This is a genomic window from Croceibacterium selenioxidans (genome assembly GCF_018599195.1).
Taxonomy (GTDB): domain Bacteria; phylum Pseudomonadota; class Alphaproteobacteria; order Sphingomonadales; family Sphingomonadaceae; genus Croceibacterium_A; species Croceibacterium_A selenioxidans.
In genome coordinates this window covers 613,528-631,541 of record NZ_JAHFVK010000002.1, presented here as the reverse complement: position 1 = coordinate 631,541, position 18,014 = coordinate 613,528, and the positions used below count along the sequence as shown (strand labels likewise).

At 65.9% G+C, this 18,014-nt stretch carries 10 protein-coding genes; 2 read left to right on the top strand and 8 right to left on the bottom strand.

The genetic code is table 11. The annotated features are described in order from the left end of the window. Nucleotide 1 precedes the first annotated feature (1 nt). The 5 genes from KK137_RS16770 to KK137_RS11755 form a co-directional block, all read right to left on the bottom strand. Nucleotides 2-4,663 (bottom strand): beta strand repeat-containing protein, encoded by a 4,662-nt coding sequence (locus KK137_RS16770; protein WP_214536609.1) that lies wholly within the window; start codon nt 4,661-4,663, stop codon nt 2-4. Beyond that, on the bottom strand, nt 4,663-6,441 hold the full coding sequence (locus KK137_RS11770) for a ShlB/FhaC/HecB family hemolysin secretion/activation protein (RefSeq protein ID WP_214536608.1): 1,779 nt from the start codon (nt 6,439-6,441) through the stop codon (nt 4,663-4,665). The genes KK137_RS16770 and KK137_RS11770 overlap by 1 nt, the downstream gene beginning before the upstream one ends. Before the next feature lie 99 nt (nt 6,442-6,540). After that, on the bottom strand, nt 6,541-7,281 hold the full coding sequence (locus KK137_RS11765) for a hypothetical protein (RefSeq protein ID WP_214536607.1): 741 nt from the start codon (nt 7,279-7,281) through the stop codon (nt 6,541-6,543). Nucleotides 7,282-7,362: 81 nt separating this feature from the next. Next, nucleotides 7,363-9,369, bottom strand: a complete 2,007-nt coding sequence (locus KK137_RS11760; protein ID WP_214536606.1) for an adenylate/guanylate cyclase domain-containing protein — start codon at nt 9,367-9,369, stop codon at nt 7,363-7,365. Nucleotides 9,370-9,385: 16 nt separating this feature from the next. After that, the gene (locus KK137_RS11755) at nt 9,386-12,463 is read right to left on the bottom strand and encodes a CHAT domain-containing protein (RefSeq protein WP_250893836.1); all 3,078 of its coding nucleotides are present in this window, start codon (nt 12,461-12,463) and stop codon (nt 9,386-9,388) included. Between the two features lie 175 nt (nt 12,464-12,638). On the opposite strand from KK137_RS11755, the gene KK137_RS11750 reads away from it, so the two are divergent. Next, the gene (locus tag KK137_RS11750) at nt 12,639-13,424 is read left to right on the top strand and encodes an enoyl-CoA hydratase-related protein (RefSeq protein WP_214536605.1); all 786 of its coding nucleotides are present in this window, start codon (nt 12,639-12,641) and stop codon (nt 13,422-13,424) included. Between the two features lie 58 nt (nt 13,425-13,482). On the opposite strand, the gene KK137_RS11745 is transcribed toward KK137_RS11750, so the two are convergent. Together KK137_RS11745 and KK137_RS11740 are read right to left on the bottom strand one after the other, a co-directional pair. Then, nucleotides 13,483-14,295 carry a class I mannose-6-phosphate isomerase gene (locus tag KK137_RS11745; protein ID WP_214536604.1) on the bottom strand — a complete coding sequence of 271 codons (813 nt, stop codon included), beginning with the start codon at nt 14,293-14,295 and terminating at the stop codon, nt 13,483-13,485. Nucleotides 14,296-14,312: 17 nt separating this feature from the next. Further along, complete coding sequence (locus KK137_RS11740; protein WP_250893835.1) at nt 14,313-15,383, bottom strand: glycoside hydrolase family 130 protein; 1,071 nt, start codon at nt 15,381-15,383, stop codon at nt 14,313-14,315. A 15-nt stretch (nt 15,384-15,398) separates the two neighbouring features. Between KK137_RS11740 and KK137_RS16635 the strand changes: the two genes are divergently transcribed. Beyond that, the gene (locus KK137_RS16635) at nt 15,399-15,554 is read left to right on the top strand and encodes a hypothetical protein (protein ID WP_250893834.1); all 156 of its coding nucleotides are present in this window, start codon (nt 15,399-15,401) and stop codon (nt 15,552-15,554) included. A 22-nt stretch (nt 15,555-15,576) separates the two neighbouring features. On the opposite strand, the gene KK137_RS11735 is transcribed toward KK137_RS16635, so the two are convergent. Continuing rightward, nucleotides 15,577-17,925: a glycosyltransferase family 4 protein gene (locus tag KK137_RS11735; protein WP_214536602.1), complete on the bottom strand. Its 2,349-nt coding sequence runs from the start codon at nt 17,923-17,925 to the stop codon at nt 15,577-15,579. Nucleotides 17,926-18,014 lie beyond the last annotated feature (89 nt).

Below are 18,014 nucleotides of genomic sequence, written 5' to 3'. Positions count from 1 at the left end.
TTTACTCGTTGCCCCCTCTGCAGACCCCATTGCCGTCCTGAGTTCCGCAGGGCGGTTCCCACAGGTCGTCGTTACCGACACCGGTGATCGGCTCGTCCACCAGCGGCGGCTCGATCAGGGGTCGGGTTTCGGCCAATTCGATCAGCGGCGCAACGAGCGACGAATTGTCGGGACCGACCGGATCGACCGGATCGAGTTCCTCGCTCGGTGGCGGCTCGGGAGGCACGAACCCGCAATTCGTGCCGATCACGCAGCCGTTTATAGTCGAGCCTGGATCAAACGGCCCGGCGGCGGCTGCCGCTACACCATTGATCGTTACCAGCGGCGTGACGTCGAGGCCTGTGACCGGACCGTTGGACGAGAGGATCTGTGCGTTGATCGCAATCTTGGTCGTAGGTTTCGAAGTCGAGATGGCGATGGCATTCGCGGTGATGCCGCGGCGGTCGTCATAGCCGGTCGAAGTCCCGGTGTTCTGGACATAGAACCCGTCGGTGACCGAGACGGACATCGTTCCGGTCCGCAGAGGCTGGGACGTGCCGCCGGGCTGGTCGAGCAGCGCGTTGATGGCGCCGATACTGCTCGCCGTCCGCAGTTGACCGAGCACGGCAGTCGTCCCCACGGCGACCGTATCGCCGACAAGCGCGAGGCGTCCCATCGGCGCGCCGGTGGCGCTTAGCATCGCGATCGAGCCGGTCGTGGTGTCGATGCCGATGAAGCTCGGATCGATCAGAAAGGTGTCATCGGCGCTGCTGGTGGTGAGCGCGACGTTGCCGGTCACCATGACCTCGGTCGGCGTCGAGATCTCCAGCGTTGCGCCACTGCCGAGATTGCCCGCGGGCCCGAAGGACATGGCGAAGTCGCGGACCGCGATGAGGCCCTGTCCGGCTGTCGCTCCGGAACCGACTCCGAGCGAGATCAGGTTGTCGGCGAACAGCACCGCCAATTCAGCCTGATCCAGGCTGTAGCCGGTGTCGTCGGCTCCTCCCCCGATGAAGGTGGTGCGCGAAGGATCGCGGTTGATCAATTCGACGGTTTGGGTGAGGCCACGCTCGCCGATGTAGGCGCCGCTTCCGACAAGGAAAATGTCGTCGGAGATCATGCGCACGACCTGCCCCAGCGCGCTGCCCGACAGGCTGAAGGCCCCATCCGCGTCGAGCGCGATCGTGCCCGTCGCGCTGATGTCGTCGATGGAGAGGAAGCCGCCGGTACTGATCGTCGCGTTTCCGGCAGTGGCGTCTACGGCGCCGAACTGCAGGCCCGTGCTGGATGTTATGTTAACCGATCGGCCGAGGGCGTTGACCGCACCGGCAGAGAGAAGCTCACCTACAGCGAGCAGGCCGCCCGACGCGGAGAGGGTAGTCGTGCCACCCGACCGCAGTTCCTCGGCATCGATCCTGATGGTGCCGGCGATGTCCATCGAGACCGCAGCCGAGATAAGCCCGCTTGAGGTGAAGCTGTTGCCGCTAGCGAACGCTGATCCCCCGACATTGAGCGCCTGATCGGCGGTGATGGCGATCGGACCCGCGGTGGACAGGTGCAGATCGCCGCCGAGGTCGAGCGGGGCTCCTGCGATCACGCCGCGGATGCCCGACGATGGCGTGAAGTTTGTCGCCCTGGCAAAGACGCCAAGCGACCCCGGCAAGGTTATCGACGAGCCCGGATCGAGCATGTCGAACACGAACTCGGCCAGCCCGGCGTTCGAAAGCGCGGTCGTGCCACTGTTGCCGGAGCCGCCCGTCGCGCTGACGTCGAGAGTGAGATCGGCCAGGTCGCGCGTGCCGCTCGGGCCCGCTGCCGTGTCGATGACCGCAAACCGGGCATGGCCACCGCTCGCCTCGCCGGCCACCTGGCCGTAGCCACCCGTGCCCAACGCAACGACCGAAACCGAGCCCAGCGAGACCGAACTGTCGGCGATCCCGACCTCCGCCGTGCCGCCGGTCCCCATCCCGCCGTCGCCGATGCCGGACCCTCCGCCGAGCCCGCTTGCGTCGAGCGTCAGCGAACCGGTTACCAGTGCGCCGCCCGCCTGTGACAGGCTCGCCTGGCCCCCGGTTCCGTCGCCTCCGTTGCCCTCGAAGGGATCGCCACCCGGCAGCGTCGATCCTCCCGACATGACCAGGCGACCGTCGCCCCGCGCCTGGATCGAAAGCGAAGTGGCTCTGAGGTTGGCGGTTCCGAGCGCTCCCGGCAGCAGTTGGACCGACGCCGTTCCTCCGGTCGCGTCGAAGCCGTCACCGGGCGGAATGACATCGTAGAAGACATCGGTCATGCGCGCGTTGGCCGAAAGGTCGATGTCGCCGAGGACCGTGAAGGACCCGTCTTCGAGGACGATACGGGCGGTGCCGCCAATCGCGTCCGCCGGGGCAGGTCCGAGCGCTCCGAAGGCGTCGGCTGAAATCCGCGCGAAGGAAGAGTTGGTGTCGTCGTCGAGCAAGATCGAGCCGCCGCCGAGCGCGGACACGGTGACAGTCCCGCCGGTCGCGGTTCCGGCCGTGCTTGCCGCGCTCATGCCAACGGCCTCGGCCCGGGCGTAGAGGTAGCCCGCGATTATGCTGCCCCCGTCGGCGGTAAGCGAGACGGTTCCACCGTGCTGGGTTGGGGCGGTGGCCGGGTCAGGATCGAGGCTCTCCTCGAAGAAAAGTGCGCTCGCCTGAAGGTCGAGCGCGCCGCCCACGACCAGGCTCGCTCCACCGGAGACCGAGACGTCCACGCCACCCGCCTGGCCGGAAAAGGCCGCGGGCCCCTCCAGCCCCATGTAGCTGTTGGCCGTGACAAAGACGTCGTAGGCGACATCGAGGCTCCCGGTGCCGCTGACTGTCAGGCTTGCCTGCCCGCCACTAAGGACGTTTCCGGTCAGCCCCGTGTCGAAGAAGGCCTGGCTCCCGGCGGTGCCGCTCGTGTTGATCGACAGGTAATCCCAGGTCTGCGCCTGCGAGGTTATCTCAACGCGGGCCGTCCCGCCGGTCGCGTCGCCTCCGTTGAAGGCATAGGCTCCGTAGGCGCGGGCGGTGATGTAGAGGTCGCGGAACGCGAGAGCGCCGCCTTGTTCAACCACCGAGACCGAACCGCCGAAGCCGTCGCCACCGTCGTTATCGGATCCGCCGCCGCTACCGTCTGCGCTGAAGCTGACGAAGTCGGCAGCGATCGTGCCTCCGCCCTGGACCCTGACACTGACTGCGCCACCTGTGCCGTCGCCCCCGGCATCGATATCGAAGCTGCCGTAGCCGTCGGCGGACGCAAACAGCGTTGCCGCCTCAATCCGGCCGCCGTTGGCGGCGATGTCGACAGAGCCTCCGTGGCCGTCGAGCGTCGACCCAAGGCCCGCGAGGATACCGTCGCTCGAGGCGTAGGCGCTCATCGTGCCCGCGACGTCGATCAGGCCGGCTTGAGCGCCACCGGACGCCAGGAGGGATATGGCGCCGCCGGTCCCCGCTTCCCCGGCGCTGAGATAGAGATTGCCGCCAACCGTCACCTGTTGGAGATCACCGGCAGTTATGTCGATCGACCGGGCCGCCTGCAGGTTGGCATCGGCCTGGAAGTTGGTCGCGCCGGATGACGGAGCCACCTGGATGCCGTCGGTGGCGTAACCCGTCACGGAGTTGGCGAAGGTGGTGGCGCCGATGTCGAGGCTGCCCAGGCGATTGTCGGGCAGGGCGGAAGGATGGTCGTCGGCGAAACCGGCTGCAAGCACGACCGAGCTACCGTCATTGAAGGCATTGGCGGCAGGCGCGTAACCGATCGATCCCGACAGAAGCATCGTCAGCGCGTCGTTCTTCGGCAGCGCCAACATCGAAATGCGCTGCAGATCGGCGGCACCGGTCGATACCGGACCGGTGGTCGTGCCGTCGTGCACCACGCCGTTCGAGTCGGTGGTGCCAACAGTAAGCGTGAAATCGACCAGCCCGGCGTTGATCGTCATGTCGACTTGTTCGGCGGCGATGTAGGCGATGTTTCCGTCCGCTGAGACCTGGCCCGATTGCACTACGCGGGGGGCAACCAGCGCGACGTACGCGCTCGATCCTGACGGGTTGCCGAGCGCATTGATCTGCGCGCCGTTCTGGATTTCGACCCGTCCCGCGGAGTCAGCCGGTCCACGGAACTCCACCAATCCGCCTGGGCCGTAGATGGAACCGGTCACGTTGTTGGAGAAATCGTCCGCTACGAACTGGATGTCGTTGGTCGTGAGGATCAGGCTGCCGACGTTGAAAATGGCGGTCGGCCCAGCAATGATCCCGGTCGGGCTGTAGAACCAGATCTGCCCGCCGACCACGTTCGGGTTGCCAACCGGACTGGTGAAGCTCTCGACGGTGCCGTTGAAACTGACCGTACTCGCGACCGGAATGCCGTTGCCGTTGACCGGGAGAATGCGGTTGAGAACCGTAAAGTCGGAAAGGCCATCCGTCCTGAATGTGGCGGTGGTCCCGGCGGGCTGAAAGTCGATGTTGCCGTTGCCGAAAGTGTCTTCGGCGGTCCAGTTGATAACCGTTTCCGCCGTGCCGACGGTGATCTCGGTGGTGCCAGTGTTGTGCACGACTCCGGCCGATCCGGTCACGACGTTATAGCTGCCCTGGAACGACTGAGCCCCGGCGGCCTGCGGAAGGCCGATCAGTAGGGCCGCGAGCGCGCAACCGGTCAGCAGGCCGGATCTTGCGTGTGTCGGCATCAGCGGTCTCCCCATGGAAGGAGGCGGGTGGTCAAGGTGAACAGCAGCCGCGGGTCGCCGGTCTCGGTCTGATAGCCGGCCGGCGCCAGGGGGAAGGCCAGCAGCACACTGAAGTCGGCGACGCTGCCCCACCGCCCACGAGCTCCGAATCCGGCCGTCGCCACGTCTCGCGGATCGGGACCCACGATCGCCTCGTCGATCCAGGCCTTGGCCCAGTCGAGGAACGCGAAGGGTTCGACAGCGAAGCCATTCGAACGCCTCGGGTAGATGCTGCCGTAACGCAGCTCGAACGAGGCCCCGAGCGCGCTGTCGCCAAGGGCGACGCCCGGTTCCAGGCCGCGTCCAATGGTGTAGTTGCCGAGGCTCGCCTGTTCGTATGAGAGCAGCGGACCGTCCGAAATCTGCGCCCGCGGCGCTACCGCCAGGGTCAAACGAGGCGCCGGGCGGAACTCGATCTGACCGTCAAGTCGCGCCACGAAGGAACTGGGGTCGGCGGCGAAGTTGCTGATCGGCACGTTCGGGGGCAGGCAGTTGGAGAGCGGCACGCAGCTGTCGCTGGCTCCCAGGCCATCGATCCCCTGGCGGAGCTCCAGCGAGGCGGCAGTGCGCCAGCGCGGTTCGAGTCCGTTGAAGCCATTCCTGCCGGTTATGCTGTCCCGGTCGACCCCCTGGTAGTCGAGCCGGGCATAGGCGACCCTGAGCTGGTCGTCGCTCAGCATGATGTCCCCGAAATTGACTTCCTGGTCGACCACCTCGAACCCTGCGGTGCCGAACAGCGATTGCGACTGGCGGCGGATGAAGGGGTAGCTGAGATAGGCTTCCGCGGTGAAGCTGTCGGTGTTGAACGGAGCGCCGCCAAGGTCAGGCTGGGTCCGGCCGAACAGCACCCCGACGCCCAGCCGCAGCCCATCGGCATTGAGGGCGAGGTCGTGCGAGAGGTTGATGATCCGCTGCTCGTTCCAGTCGAACGTGTTGTAAAAGCTGACGATGGTCCGGTCGCCGAGGCCGATGAGATCGTTGGCGGTAAGGGCCACGAAGCCCGCCTCGCGGCCGGTGGCGATCGAGCCCAGGTTCTGCATGCCCGCCACAAGCTCGAACGCGCGCCGTTCGATCAGCACGTCGCCCACTACTTCGCCGGGCTTGCCGCCGGCCGAGCGCAAGACCAGACGCACGGTGTAGCCGGGCATGTCCTCCATCAGCAGCAATTGCCGCTCGGCCTCGCGGGTGTTGAACCACTCGCGCTCGGTCAAGCGAGCGAGCTGCGCGGCGATCAGTTTTCCGCTCGGGCCCGGCTCGCCGCGGAGCTGCACCTCGACCAGCTTGGCCGCGAGGACATCCATGCGCACCGTGCCGTTGGCGTCTATCCGCTGCGGTGGAATCTGCACCGCGGCGAGGTAGCCGAGGTTGCGCAGGATCGTCGCCGCGCGGTCGCGTACCTCGCACAGGGCGGCGATCGGCAGCTCGCGCCCAGAGAGATCGCTCCAGGCGGCGTCGAGCACCGAGGCGGGCACGCCGGGCAGGCCGGAGAACTCGACTGTCGAGAACGTGACGCGAGTGTTGGCGAACGAGGCGTCGCCGAGGGGACACGGGCCACGCTCGATGTCGCCTTCGATCGAAAGCGTGCTCGGGCTCTGCCGCCCGGCATCGTCCCGTGCGACGTCGAGGTCGGTGCTGGTCGGAGGATTGGGCACAGCACCCTGCTGTGCCAGCGCCGGCCCCGGAACTGTGACGCACATCGCCAGTCCGATCAGCAGCCGCCTACTCGCAAAAAACCCCATGAAACCCCCATTTGGTACGGCCTGGTCCAAAGCGGACTTCCCTTGCCCGCTTCGCCCTTCGAGCCGTTACCGGCTTGGGCGCCTGTACGGCGCCCTATGCTATCCTTCGGTCACCATCGTTGCCGAAGAGAGCAGTTCGAGCTGCCTGATGCAGCCATTCTCGATCAGTTGCTGGGCTAGTGCTTCCGGCTCATCGGCCACGGGATCGAGGATCGCGAAGCTCAACTCTCCGACGGTGTTCCCGCGTGCGTCGGCGATGCGGTAGACCTGGCCCGCGGTGACAGGCAGGCCCGCGGTGTCCCACGGCGTCAGCATGTCACCGTCGGCAAAGTTGATCGTCTCGGTCTTGCCACCGCCCGCTGGGCTGAGCGTAAAGCTCGCGTCGCCTTCGGTGGTGTTGCGCCAGATGCGCACCCGGTCGGTCTCGGCCAGGCAAACTTTTCCGGGCTTGGCCACGTCCACGTACCACAGGTTCGGTGGCTGGACCTGTGCGCTCACCTCGTCGCCGCGAACCGCCCCGGTGCGCATCCTCTGGGCCGAACGTCGTTCTGTCAGGACCGCGAATGTGCCGCTCTTGCTCGGCCCGGCCTGCTGGTCGAGCGAGAACGTCCCCGCTCCGCGCAGGACCCGAGTGCCCTTGCCGTCGAGCACTGTGAGCGCATCGCCTGCGCGCAGAACGATCTTCTCGCTGTCGCCGAGCTTCTTGCCGACCGGAAAATGGGAAGCCGAAGGTCCGCTCGACGCCACGACCACGCCCGCCGAGGCCATCGCAGGCGCGAGCACACAGGCGGCCGCAGCCAGCGCGAACGGCAACAGCCGCTTCGTCTTCGCTTGGTTCACCCCACGTTCCCCTTTCATCGACCGAGACCCCCCTATCAAAATTCGCCCGGAGTTGTCAGTGAAATTCCGGGAGTTGTGCATTCAGCCAAGGGCGAAAGCGTAGTTGTTCGACAGGCGCTCGGTCCGTTCCACGAGATTGGCCAGCGCCGCATCGTCGGGATGCTTTTCGGCGATCCTGCGCAGTACCTCGAGCGCGGCCGGCCGGTCTTTCTCGACCAGGATCATCGCCTGATGGAGCGCCGCGCGATCCTCCTGCGGGAAGTCGGGCGCGGGCTCGAACAGGTCGACCGGTTTCATTCTCCCGCGCAGGACCACCCGGCCCATCGGTCGCCACCAGTCGAGGCCGGAGCGGTCGGCGAATTCGCGGCTCGCCATGACGCTCGAATAGAGGGCCTTGTTGGCCGCTTCCAATCGCGAGGCCGTGTTCATGCTGTCGCCAAGCGCGGTATACTGGATGCGGCTCTTGCCGCCGAAATTACCGATCACGGCCTCGCCGAAATGCAGACCCACGCGGGTCTTGCCGACGGGGGGGAGGCTGGGATCGATGCTCTTGCGGAACGCCTCGCCCGCCTGCCACACCGCATAGCCAGCCCGGGCCGCGCGGGCGCCGTCGTCTGGCCGGGCGATCGGTGCGCCCCAGAAGGCGACTACCGCATCACCGACGAATTTGTCGATCACGCCGCCATGTTCGAGCACGACATCGCTCAGCATGTCGAGATAGCGGTTGAGCAGCTTGGCGACCATTTCCGGCTGCAACGCGTGGCTCATCTTGGTGAAACCCTCGAGGTCGCTGAAGAGGACGTAGATATCCTTCTTCTCCCCGTGGAGTGAGAGCCGCTCCGGGTGTTCGAGGATCTCTTCCGCCATCTCGCGCGGAAGATACTTGCCCAGCGCTCCCTGCGCGAACCGGCGCTGCACCGCGCTCGAGGCGCGGGCGGCCGATGTCACCGCGCTGAAGGCGACGATCCACCCGAGCAGCCATCCGGCCGCGGGCAGGCCGTAAGTGTCGATGCCTCGCCACTGAAGCAGGAAGGGGACACCCAGCAGCGCGGCAAACTGGATCGCCAGCAGCGGATAGATCCTGAGGCTCCGAAGCTCGACCAGGCCCGTAAGCGCGGCCGTGAGGACCACGACCACCCCGAGAAACCACAAGACCACCGGCGCAGGCTTCGACAACCGCGCGCCATCGAGCATCTGCGCGATCATTTCCGCGTGAACCTGCATCCCGGGGGGTGTTTCGCCAGTCGCGGCCGTGAGCGAGGTTGCCACGCGGTCGTAATCGACAATGTCCCCGCCGATCAGGACATAGCGTCCTTCGATGGCGGGCCGCAGGTATGGAAGGACGTCCGGATTGACCAGGCTGTCGATCTGCAGCGGACTGTAGATCGGAATCTCGTCGCTGGCGGGGCGCCGATAGCGGATCGACCCTTCGTAGCCAGGAAAGGTCCTGGCGCTCTCGCCCGCCGCCGAGAGTATGTTCCGGCCCAGTGTCGGTGGAAGCTGCGGCGAGAGCTTGGGCCACACACGCGTGACGCCGTCCGCATTGCTAAGGGCAATGCTCGCGGGATGGGCCTTGCTGCCCTCCAGGCGAGCCAGGAATTGCTCGAGATATTGCTGCTGCTCGTACTTGATGTCGCCTTCGTTGACGGAGGTTTCGGCAAAGGCGACGGATACCGGCGTCTTCATCGCCCGCAGGGTGTCTATCAGCTCGTCATCCTCGTCTTGCGGCTGGTCGAACAGGATGTCGATACCGATGGCCTTGGCGCCCATGGCGTCGAGATTTCGTAACGCCTGGGCCAGCAGCCCGCGGTCCAGCGGTGAACGCTTGCGGGCGTTGATGAGGGTCTGGTCGTCGTAGACGACGAGGGCGATGCGATCGTCCTGGCCGACCTGTTCGGCGAGCACGAAGCTACGCAAGTCGTAGAGCCGGTTCTCGGCCTGGTCGGTTACCGGCAGGTACCAGCTAAAGCGGGCCAGCAGCAGAGCTACGATTAGCAGCAACGCCGTCAGCACCAGGCGCCGCGTTCCCGCCTCGCGGACGTTGTGCCATCCGCGTGCCACGAAGTTCGAAGACCGGTCCCCCGCCATCTCCCCCCGAGCCCCCTCAGGATCCTGAGAACAGGGGGCGGGAGCCGTCGCCGATCAGGGCAAAGCCGGCCCAGTAGAACGGATGCGAGGTCGCCGGATCGTCCATCAGCAGGTGCTGGGCCGCCAGGAGCGCATCTCCCTGGCTGGTCCCCGCGGGCGCGCGGAAGAAGCTGGCGAACAGCCGCCCGGTCGCCTCGTATTGCTCGGGTGCGGGCCAGTGGCTGGCGACGACCTGCCTGCCGCCAGCGCCGATGAAGGCGCGGACCAGTCCGTCGAGCGCCTGTCCCCCGCCGTTTTCGAGCCCGGCTTCGCGCGTGGCTTCGAGTCCTGCCGTGCTCGCGGTGTCGCAGGCCGAGAGGATGACTAGGTCGGCGTCGAGGTTGAGGTCGAACACCTCGCCGAATTGCAGCAGCCCGTCCGAGCCCTGGTCGCCGAACGAAGTGACCAGCGCCGGTTGTGCCGGGCACCCTTCGCGGGGCGGTGTCACCACGGCGTGGGTCGCGAAGTGGAGGATACGGAAGGAATTGAGGTCACCGCGCCGCTCGATGGCGGTGTCGTTGAACGCGGCTCGGGTGAGGAGGGTCGATTGGCCGGCGCCGAACACCTCGCTCGCCGCGACAAGCTCGTCCGAGGGGATTGGGCGATTCCAGGAGGCTACCGGCAAGGCACAGCCTGGGTCCGTGAACTGGGGGAGACCGCGCGTCAGCGCGGCTTGCGTCACCGGCCCGATCGGCTCGTTCTGGCCGAGCCCGAGATAAGCCTTCGCCGCTCGCGACGAGGGGGCCCGTCGTGCGTCGCGGAAGCCCGCTGGGGACAGGGCGGTGCTGATGGCCTTGTCGCGGCCGAGCCAGTTCACGCCGCGAAAATCGAACTCGTCGCCCCCGGCGGCCACTCGCGCGTGGTAGGCGTCGACGCCGGCCTGGTCGGCCACCAGCAGATTGATGGGCAACTGCAGCAAGGCGCCGTCGGGCTCGAAGATCAGGTGCTCGACGCGGCCAAGATCGGCGGCGACCGGCCCGAACAGAGCCCGATAGAGCTGGCGCGAGCTGTCGACATCGAACGGGTAGGTTGCGGTCACGCCGTTGATGCTGAGCGCAATCGAATCGCGCAGCTTCTGGACCAACCCAGCGACCTGGCCCGCGCTCGCATCGACGCGCCATCCCGTCGAGCGGGTAGGCGAGAGATAGACCGCGAACATCTCGTCACCCAGGCGCACGAGCTTGAGATAGGCCTCGTCCGGCTTGAGCAGGGCCACGAGGTCGTCGGCCGCGACGTAAATGTGAGAGATCGAGCGGTATTCCGGATAGGCCCCCAGCGCCTCGATCAACTCGATCTGCGCCTGTTCGAGGCGGGCGCGACGATCTTCGAGTTCGGGCAGCAAGGCGGCGGCCTCGCCCTGTCCCATATCGTCTGGCGCGCGGGCCTGGGCAATCGACAGGTTTACCCGGGTCAGTTCGCGGTCCACCGTATTGGCTCGGCGGAACAGGTCCGACGCCTCGTCAGTCCCGGCCGATAACTGCCGCGAGAGCTGCGCGAGCGTCTGGGCCGCTCCGGGCCGTTCGACGAGCTGGGAGGCGAGGAACAACTCGGACACCAGCGCCGGCTGCGTTTGCACATCCTCCACCAGCATGCGCATGAAGGGCCGGACCTGGTTCTCAAGCCCGACCAGTGCGGAGCGCTTGCCCGTCACGTCGCTGACGAGTTCGCGATAGAGAGCCAGCGACTGCGCGCGTTCACCACGCCGCGAGAGGAAGGCCGCGAGACGAGCCTTGGTCGCGTTCACCGAGGCGGATTCCGGATAGCGCCGCTCGGTTAGCGCCACGGCGTCGCGAAGCAGCCCCTCGGCTTGGCCGTAGCGGCCGGCGGCCTCGTGGACTTGGGACATCTCGGCCAGAATCTGGGCCTGCAGCCGCGCCGCGCTCAGAACGCGCCCCCCCTTGATCCGCATGATGTCGTCTCTCGCAGCCGTCAGTTCGGCCAGCGCCGCGTCATTCTCGCCCCTCAAGCGTAGCGCCGTGCCACCGATTTGCCGGGCCTGCGCGTCGATGATTGCGGCGCGTTCGGCCAGGGTCAGGCGGGTTTCCTGCTGCACGGAATCCGTCAGACTGGCGGCAAGTCCCGAATTCAGCCCGGCGGACAGCGGCGTATCGATCAGGACCGCCCCGTCATTCGCCGTAGCCGGCTGCGCCACGTCCGGCACCGGACGGGCGAGGATCGGCGCAACAGCGGCGAGATCGCCACGATTGAGCGCGTCGATCGCTTCGAAATTGCGCAACAAACGTGGCTGGATCGGATCGCGCAACCCCATGGCGCGGGCTTCTCCGAACAAGCGCGTCGCCTCGTCGAAGCGGCCGAGGTTGGACAGCTGGAGCGCGCGGTTGACCATGGTTTCATGGCGCTGCGCGGCGATGGTGGCTGCGCCTTCCTGGCTCGTGTCATCGATCCGCCCCGGCCGGAAGAATTCCTCGGCCTCGGTATATTCGCCGGCGTTGTTGCGACGGTAGCCCTGGCCGATCAGCAAGTCCTGTCCGCCCAGTCCCGCGCGTGCCTGCGCCAGCGAGCCGGAGCCGCCGGTGGTCACGATATCTAGCGTGCCGGGTACGATACGGTTCTTGACAAGGTTGGCCATCGCCAGCCGCAACGCGCTGTCGAACGCGGCCACGCCCTCGACCACGAGAACCCGATCTCCGGACTTTACGGCATAGCTGTTCCATTCGAGGTTGCTGCCCTGTTCGCGGCACCGGCGGACGACCGCGCCGGCAGCGATGTCGGAGGCCGAGGTCGCCTCGCCACACTCGATCAGGGCATCTCGCCCGCGCCCAACCCAGGCGGACGCGTCGCCTCCGGCCCGCCAGCTGAAGGCGGCGCCGACCGGGCGGTCCACATCGCTGCAGATCAGCGCCCACTTACGGTCGAACACGGAGGTTCGGGCCGACCCGAGCATCACGCCCTGGGCTTCGCACAAGGCGCCCTCGGTCCCCACCGGAAAGCTTTCACTCTCAAGCGGCGTCGCTGCGAGCGCGGGCGCAGGCAAGGCGAGCGTGGCCGCGCTGCAGAACGCGGCAAACGATACACGGGAGAAAAACGGCAGCATTCCCTGACCCCTCTGTCGGAACGCGACTTCCAGATTTTCCAAGCGCTTTGCGCCAACCCGCACGGGGAGGCAAGCGCGGGCGCTCGTCCCGTTACCGCCTTTCCAGCGTCGGATGGGCCGTTCATACTCTTGTGAGTCGCCAACCGGCAGACACCATGCTCGCCATCGGAATAGTATGACCCAATACTCAAATATCCTCGTCGACACCCGCGGAGCGGTGACGCTGGTCACGCTCAACCGGCCACAAGCGCTCAACGCACTGTCGAGTTCTGTGCTGGAGGATCTCATCGCCGCCTTTGCCGCCTTCGAGGCTGACGAGAGCCAGCGCTGCGCCGTGGTGACCGGATCGGGCGAGAAAGCCTTCGCTGCCGGCGCCGATATCAAGGAGATGGCCGAGAAGCCCGCGGCCGAGTTCTATGCCGACGACATGTTCGTGCGCTGGCAAAGCCATCTCGTGGGCGCGGTGCGCAAGCCGTGGATCGCGGCGGTGAATGGGTTCGCGCTTGGCGGGGGGTGCGAACTTGCGATGATGGCCGACTTCATCATCGCCGCTGACACTGCCCGGTTCGGCCAACCCGAGATCAAGCTGGGCGTTGTTCCCGGAATGGGTGGCAGCCAGCGCCTGACCCGCGCGATCGGCAAGGCCAAGGCGATGGAGATGATCCTCACAGGCCGGATGATGGACGCTGCGGAGGCCGAACGTTCGGGCCTGGTGGCAAAGGTCGTGCCTTCCGCGGAGCTTCTCGACTGCGCGCTCAAGACCGCCGAGGCGATCGCGGCCATGCCGCCGCTCGCGGTTCTCGCCGCCAAGGAACTCGTCAACGCCGCGCAGGAGTTGCCACTTGGCGAGGGTATCCGGCTCGAGCGGCGCCTGTTCCACGTACTCGCGGCGACCGAAGACAAGGCTGAAGGCATGGCCGCCTTCGTCGAAAAACGCCCGGCTGTGTGGCAGGGGCGCTAACGGTCCTCATCCAAGTCGGTTAGCCCCGCGACGCGAGTACGCGGCGCTACGAGGGCGATTAGCGGGCCCCCGCAATCGGCTGGGTGATGAGGCAGGTTCCAGCCTCCGCAAATGTGACGGACGCCAGCGACGCAGCGAATGCACACTCACCCGGAGCCACCACCTCGCCGGAAACGACCGCCGAACCCTGGCGCGGAATGACCAGAAGGGGCCCGTGATACTTCGCTGCGATGGCGGGCGGGGCTCCACCGTCGATCCGGTCGAGGCGGAACCACGGCCCTTCGACCAATGTGATGTCGCCGCGATCGGGAACGTGCATCGAGCACCGTTCGTCATAGGGGCGTCCCTGCGCCACTCCTATCGCCTCATCGAGATGCAATTCGCGCGGACGGCCGTAATCGTAGAGGCGATAGGTGATGTCGGAGTTCTGCTGGATCTCGATGATACTGACCCCGCCGCCGATGGCGTGGACCGTGTTGGCAGGGATGTAGAAGAAATCGCCCGCCTTCACCGGGTGCCAGACCAACAGGTCTTCGATGCTGCCATCGAGCGCGGACTGGCGCAGGGTCTCGCGGTCGACCTCGTCTGCGAACCCCATGCCAAGAACCGCGCCGGGATCGGCGTCGATCACCAGCCAGCATTCTTCCTTCCCCTGCTTGCCAAGCCCGGCCGCCTCGGTCTGCGTATCCGATGGGTGAACCTGGACCGAGAGTTTTTCGCTGGTGAAGATGTACTTGACCAGCAACTCGGGCAGCTCGTCCGGTGGCTGGAACCAGATCTCGCCGATACGCTGGCCGGCGGGCGTTTCGAACGGCGGGGGGAGCAAGTCCTTCCCCCAGGGTTTCTCGACGGTCTTGGTTTCAAGAAGCATGACCGCCTAACTCCTGGCTAGACCATCAGGTCCAGCAGCGCCTGGATTTCGACCGTGGCGAAACCCACTGCGCTATCGGAGATACCGTAAGGCACCAGCAGCCGCTCGCCGACCCTCAGAGCCCCGCAAGTGTAGACCACGTTGGGCACGTAACCCGAACGATCCGCATCGACGGCGGTCAGGACCGGTTCGGCCGTGCGGCCGATCACCTTGGCCGGATTGTCGCGGTCGAGCAGCGCACACCCCAGCGAGTACTTGCGCATCGCTCCCACGCCATGCGTGAACAGCAGCCAGCCGGCATCGGTCAGGATAGGGCTGCCGCAGTTGCCGATCTGGATGAACTCCCACGGATACTTGGGCTCCATCAGCAACGTGCCGTCTGAGTTCCACCGATCGAGCCGGTCGGACTTGAGCAGGAACAGGTTCTTTCCGTCCTGCCGCCCGACCATCATGTACTTGCCGCCGATCTTCTTGGGAAACAGCGCCATGCCCTTGTTGCGCCCGGCCTTGCCGACAATCGGTTCGAGCAGGAAGCGCTTGAAGTCGACGGTCCGCATCAGTTCCGAACGGATCGATTGGCCCGAGTAGGCGGTGTAGGTGCCTATCCACTCGTAGTCGCCGTTACCGTGGTCGAAGCGAACCAGGCGCAAGTCTTCGAGGCCGCCGCGCTGTTGCTCGGTGATCGGGAAGATCACCGTGTTGGACAAGCTGGAATCCGGATGACGGTGAACGATCACGCCCGCATCGCTGTCATGCAAGCTGGCATCGTCGAGATCCACCGAGGTTGCCAGCGAGCCCTGCGGCCAAAGGCTGAAGCTGCCGTCGGGATTGGCAATGCCCTCGCGGAAGGCGACCGAGCTGATGTGGCCCTCGCCGACCGCTCTCAACGACATTACGAACCGGCAGGAGCCGCCGCTGATCCCGCTCTGATCGGGATGGGGCACGATCGACGGGTTCATCAGCGCGGCCGCTGCGTAAGTGTATTCGTGGCAGAAGAAGGCGCCGATCAGACGCTTGCGAGTGCGCGAGAAGCCGCTGCAGTCGATATCTGCCGTCAGCTCGACTTCCTCGAAGCGGTCGTCGAACATCTTTTCTGTCTGCCAATGCCGCGCAACGAAGTCGCCGCGGACGCGGTCGTACTCGGTGGCAACCTGTTCCTCGCTCAGCGCGGCAACGTCGTGCAGCAGCTTGAGCGCGCGGCCGCCGGGCGCGTTACTTGCCTGCCACCCGAGATGGAAAGGCCGAAGAACGACACGTGAAGGATCCGCGTGAAGCCGCTCGTCAAGGATTTGCAACGGACTGTTCTGAGCGCCCTCTAGACCCAATGTTATCTCCCACCGATTCGCGTCGCTGCGCCTGCGAAAGCGCTAGCATGGAATAATGCGCGAGTTGAAAGGCGAGAATCGATTCTGCACCACAGTTTTCGTTCGCTCCACGCGGATTAATACCGTCTCGGCTACGACCGGTCGTCAGGTCCCCAAGGATAACTCCGCGATCGTTGGCGCCGAAAAACCACTTCCAGGCGGCCGTTGCATGATCGACCCAGCGCTTGTCGCCTGTGGCTCCATACGCGGCACGCGCGGCTTCGATTGCGGCCTGGGCTTCCAGCGGTTGCTGGTCGAACGGCAAGTACGAATGGGGTTTGCCGAAACTCTCCGAACCGATCGGACGGAAATGCCCGCTCGCGGCGACCTGCTGCTCCGCGATCCATTCCAGCGTTTCCAGCCCCGCCTCGGCGAAGTCGAGACGGTTCAGAACCAGACCAGCCTCAATCAGCGCCTGCGACAGGCGCGGATTGTCGTAGCCGAGTACGGCTTCGAACCACGCCCAGTCGGGGCGCCGCTCCTTTTCCAGCAGGCGGCTCAGCACTTCGCCGCCTTGATTGAGCATATCGGCGGAGGCTCGATGACGCGGGAGCGTGCGCAGCACTGCCGCGGCGCCGAGCATGATGAAGGCGATGGTCCGGGGTGAACCGAACGAGGCGCAATGGGGCAAAGCGGTTTCGAACCAGCGCAAGGCCCAGTCGCGCAAGTCCTCGTCCGGCGCATTCTCGACCGTGTGGCCGAGCGCCCAGAGGGTGCGGCCGTTCGAGTCTTCGGAACCGCAGTCCTCGCACCAGGTCCGCTCGAAGCTCATGAAATTGCGGAAGGCCTTGAGGTCCTCGTTCCAGGCGTGCTGAACGAACGAGGCGTACGTGAGGCTCCAACGCGCTCGCTCCTGATCGGGCAGGCCCGCGGCAACATTCATCAGCATGAGCGCGCGGGCGTTATCGTCCACGCAATAGCCATGACGCCGGTCGGGCACCACGCCGATGCCGTGCTGCAGGATGCCGGTCCTGTCGCTCATGGCGAAGACCCCGCTCAGGCCGGGCGTGGCGGTGATCGGTGCCGGGCGCCCGTCCGGAGCGATGGCGGTTTCAATCAGCGCGGCGGCGCCATCGGCGAAGCGCGGCCAGATCGTCTGGCGGCCCTTGGCATAGGCCCGGCGTTGCAGGGCGAGCAGTTCCTCGCGGTCGTCGAGCAACGCGTTGACGGCTGCGGCGATGGCGGGGGCGGAATCTGGCTCGATCAATCGCCCTGCGTCGCCGGCCAGCAACTCGCGGGCGTGAAGGTAGGGTGTCGATACCACCGCCTTACCCAGCGCGACCGCGTAGCTGAGCGTGCCCGAGGTCGACTGCTGGAGATTGAAGTAGGGGGTGACGTAGATGTCGCAGGCCTCGAGCTGATCAAGCAGGCCGTCGGTCTCGACGAAGCGGTTGTCCCACAAGACCTGGTCCGCCACGCCGACTTCGGCCGCCAGCGCCTGGAGCCGCTCGCGATAGGCCTCACCCTCCTTGGCAACGAGGTTGGGATGGGTCGCGCCGACGATGCGGTACACGGTGTCAGGATGACGGGCGACAATCTCGGGCATCGCCTCGATCACGCGTTCCAGGCCCTTGCCAGGGCTCAGCAGGCCGAACGTCATAAGGACATTCTTGCCCGAGAGGCCCATGCGCTCCTTGAAGGTCTCGCTGCGGCCGAAAGGCCGGTCCGGGGCGCCATGCGGGATGATCTGGAGAATTTCCCGCGGGGCGCCATAGTGCTTGACCAGCAGCTCGCATGAATGGCGGCTCATCACCATGATCCGGCTGGCCCGGGCGACCAAGTGTTCCAGGATGGCGCGCTGCCGCTCGCTCGGCTCTGTCAGCACAGTGTGCGGCGTCAGGATCAGCGGAGCGGCAATGCGGTCGACGAAATCGCATACCATTTCGCCATCCGGTCCGCCGAAGATACCGTACTCATGTTGCAGCCACACCGCGCCCACGCCGCTTTCGTTGATGCGGCGCGCTGCGGTCAGGTAGGACTGAGGGTCGTCGCAGGCGATGGTGCCGGCGATGTCCTGATACTCGAGCGGATTTTGCGGATCGTCGAGCGCATAGACGTCTACCTGGATACCCGGGTGAAACTGGCCGAGCTTCTCGAAGATATCGTTGCCGAACGTGGCGATGCCGCATTTTCGCGGGACAAAAGTCCCCACCATGGCAACGCGCGTCTGATGCAGCGGACTGTCCTTGAGTCGAGTGAAGAACGAACTGACGTCAACAATCCTCGAATTTAGAGCAGGACGGATATTGGTTTCATCGACAATCATTGGCGTTCCCTAGAAACTACGTTCTTCCGCCAAGCGCCCTCCATTCTTGACGGATTCGGTATGTTGTGCAGTGCAACATATCTTGCCTG

Bases quoted from the DNA above. Each gene is read 5' to 3' on its own strand.
- KK137_RS11750 (WP_214536605.1), top strand. From the start codon at position 12,639: ATGACCCAATACTCAAATATCCTCGTCGACACCCGCGGAGCGGTGACG.
- KK137_RS11740 (WP_250893835.1), bottom strand. From the start codon at position 15,383: ATGTTCGACGACCGCTTCGAGGAAGTCGAGCTGACGGCAGATATCGAC.
- KK137_RS16635 (WP_250893834.1), top strand. From the start codon at position 15,399: ATGCCGCGCAACGAAGTCGCCGCGGACGCGGTCGTACTCGGTGGCAAC.
- KK137_RS11745 (WP_214536604.1), bottom strand. From the start codon at position 14,295: ATGCTTCTTGAAACCAAGACCGTCGAGAAACCCTGGGGGAAGGACTTG.
- KK137_RS11735 (WP_214536602.1), bottom strand. From the start codon at position 17,925: ATGATTGTCGATGAAACCAATATCCGTCCTGCTCTAAATTCGAGGATT.
- KK137_RS11760 (WP_214536606.1), bottom strand. From the start codon at position 9,369: ATGGCGGGGGACCGGTCTTCGAACTTCGTGGCACGCGGATGGCACAAC.
- KK137_RS11770 (WP_214536608.1), bottom strand. From the start codon at position 6,441: ATGGGGTTTTTTGCGAGTAGGCGGCTGCTGATCGGACTGGCGATGTGC.
- KK137_RS11755 (WP_250893836.1), bottom strand. From the start codon at position 12,463: ATGCTGCCGTTTTTCTCCCGTGTATCGTTTGCCGCGTTCTGCAGCGCG.
- KK137_RS16770 (WP_214536609.1), bottom strand. From the start codon at position 4,663: ATGCCGACACACGCAAGATCCGGCCTGCTGACCGGTTGCGCGCTCGCG.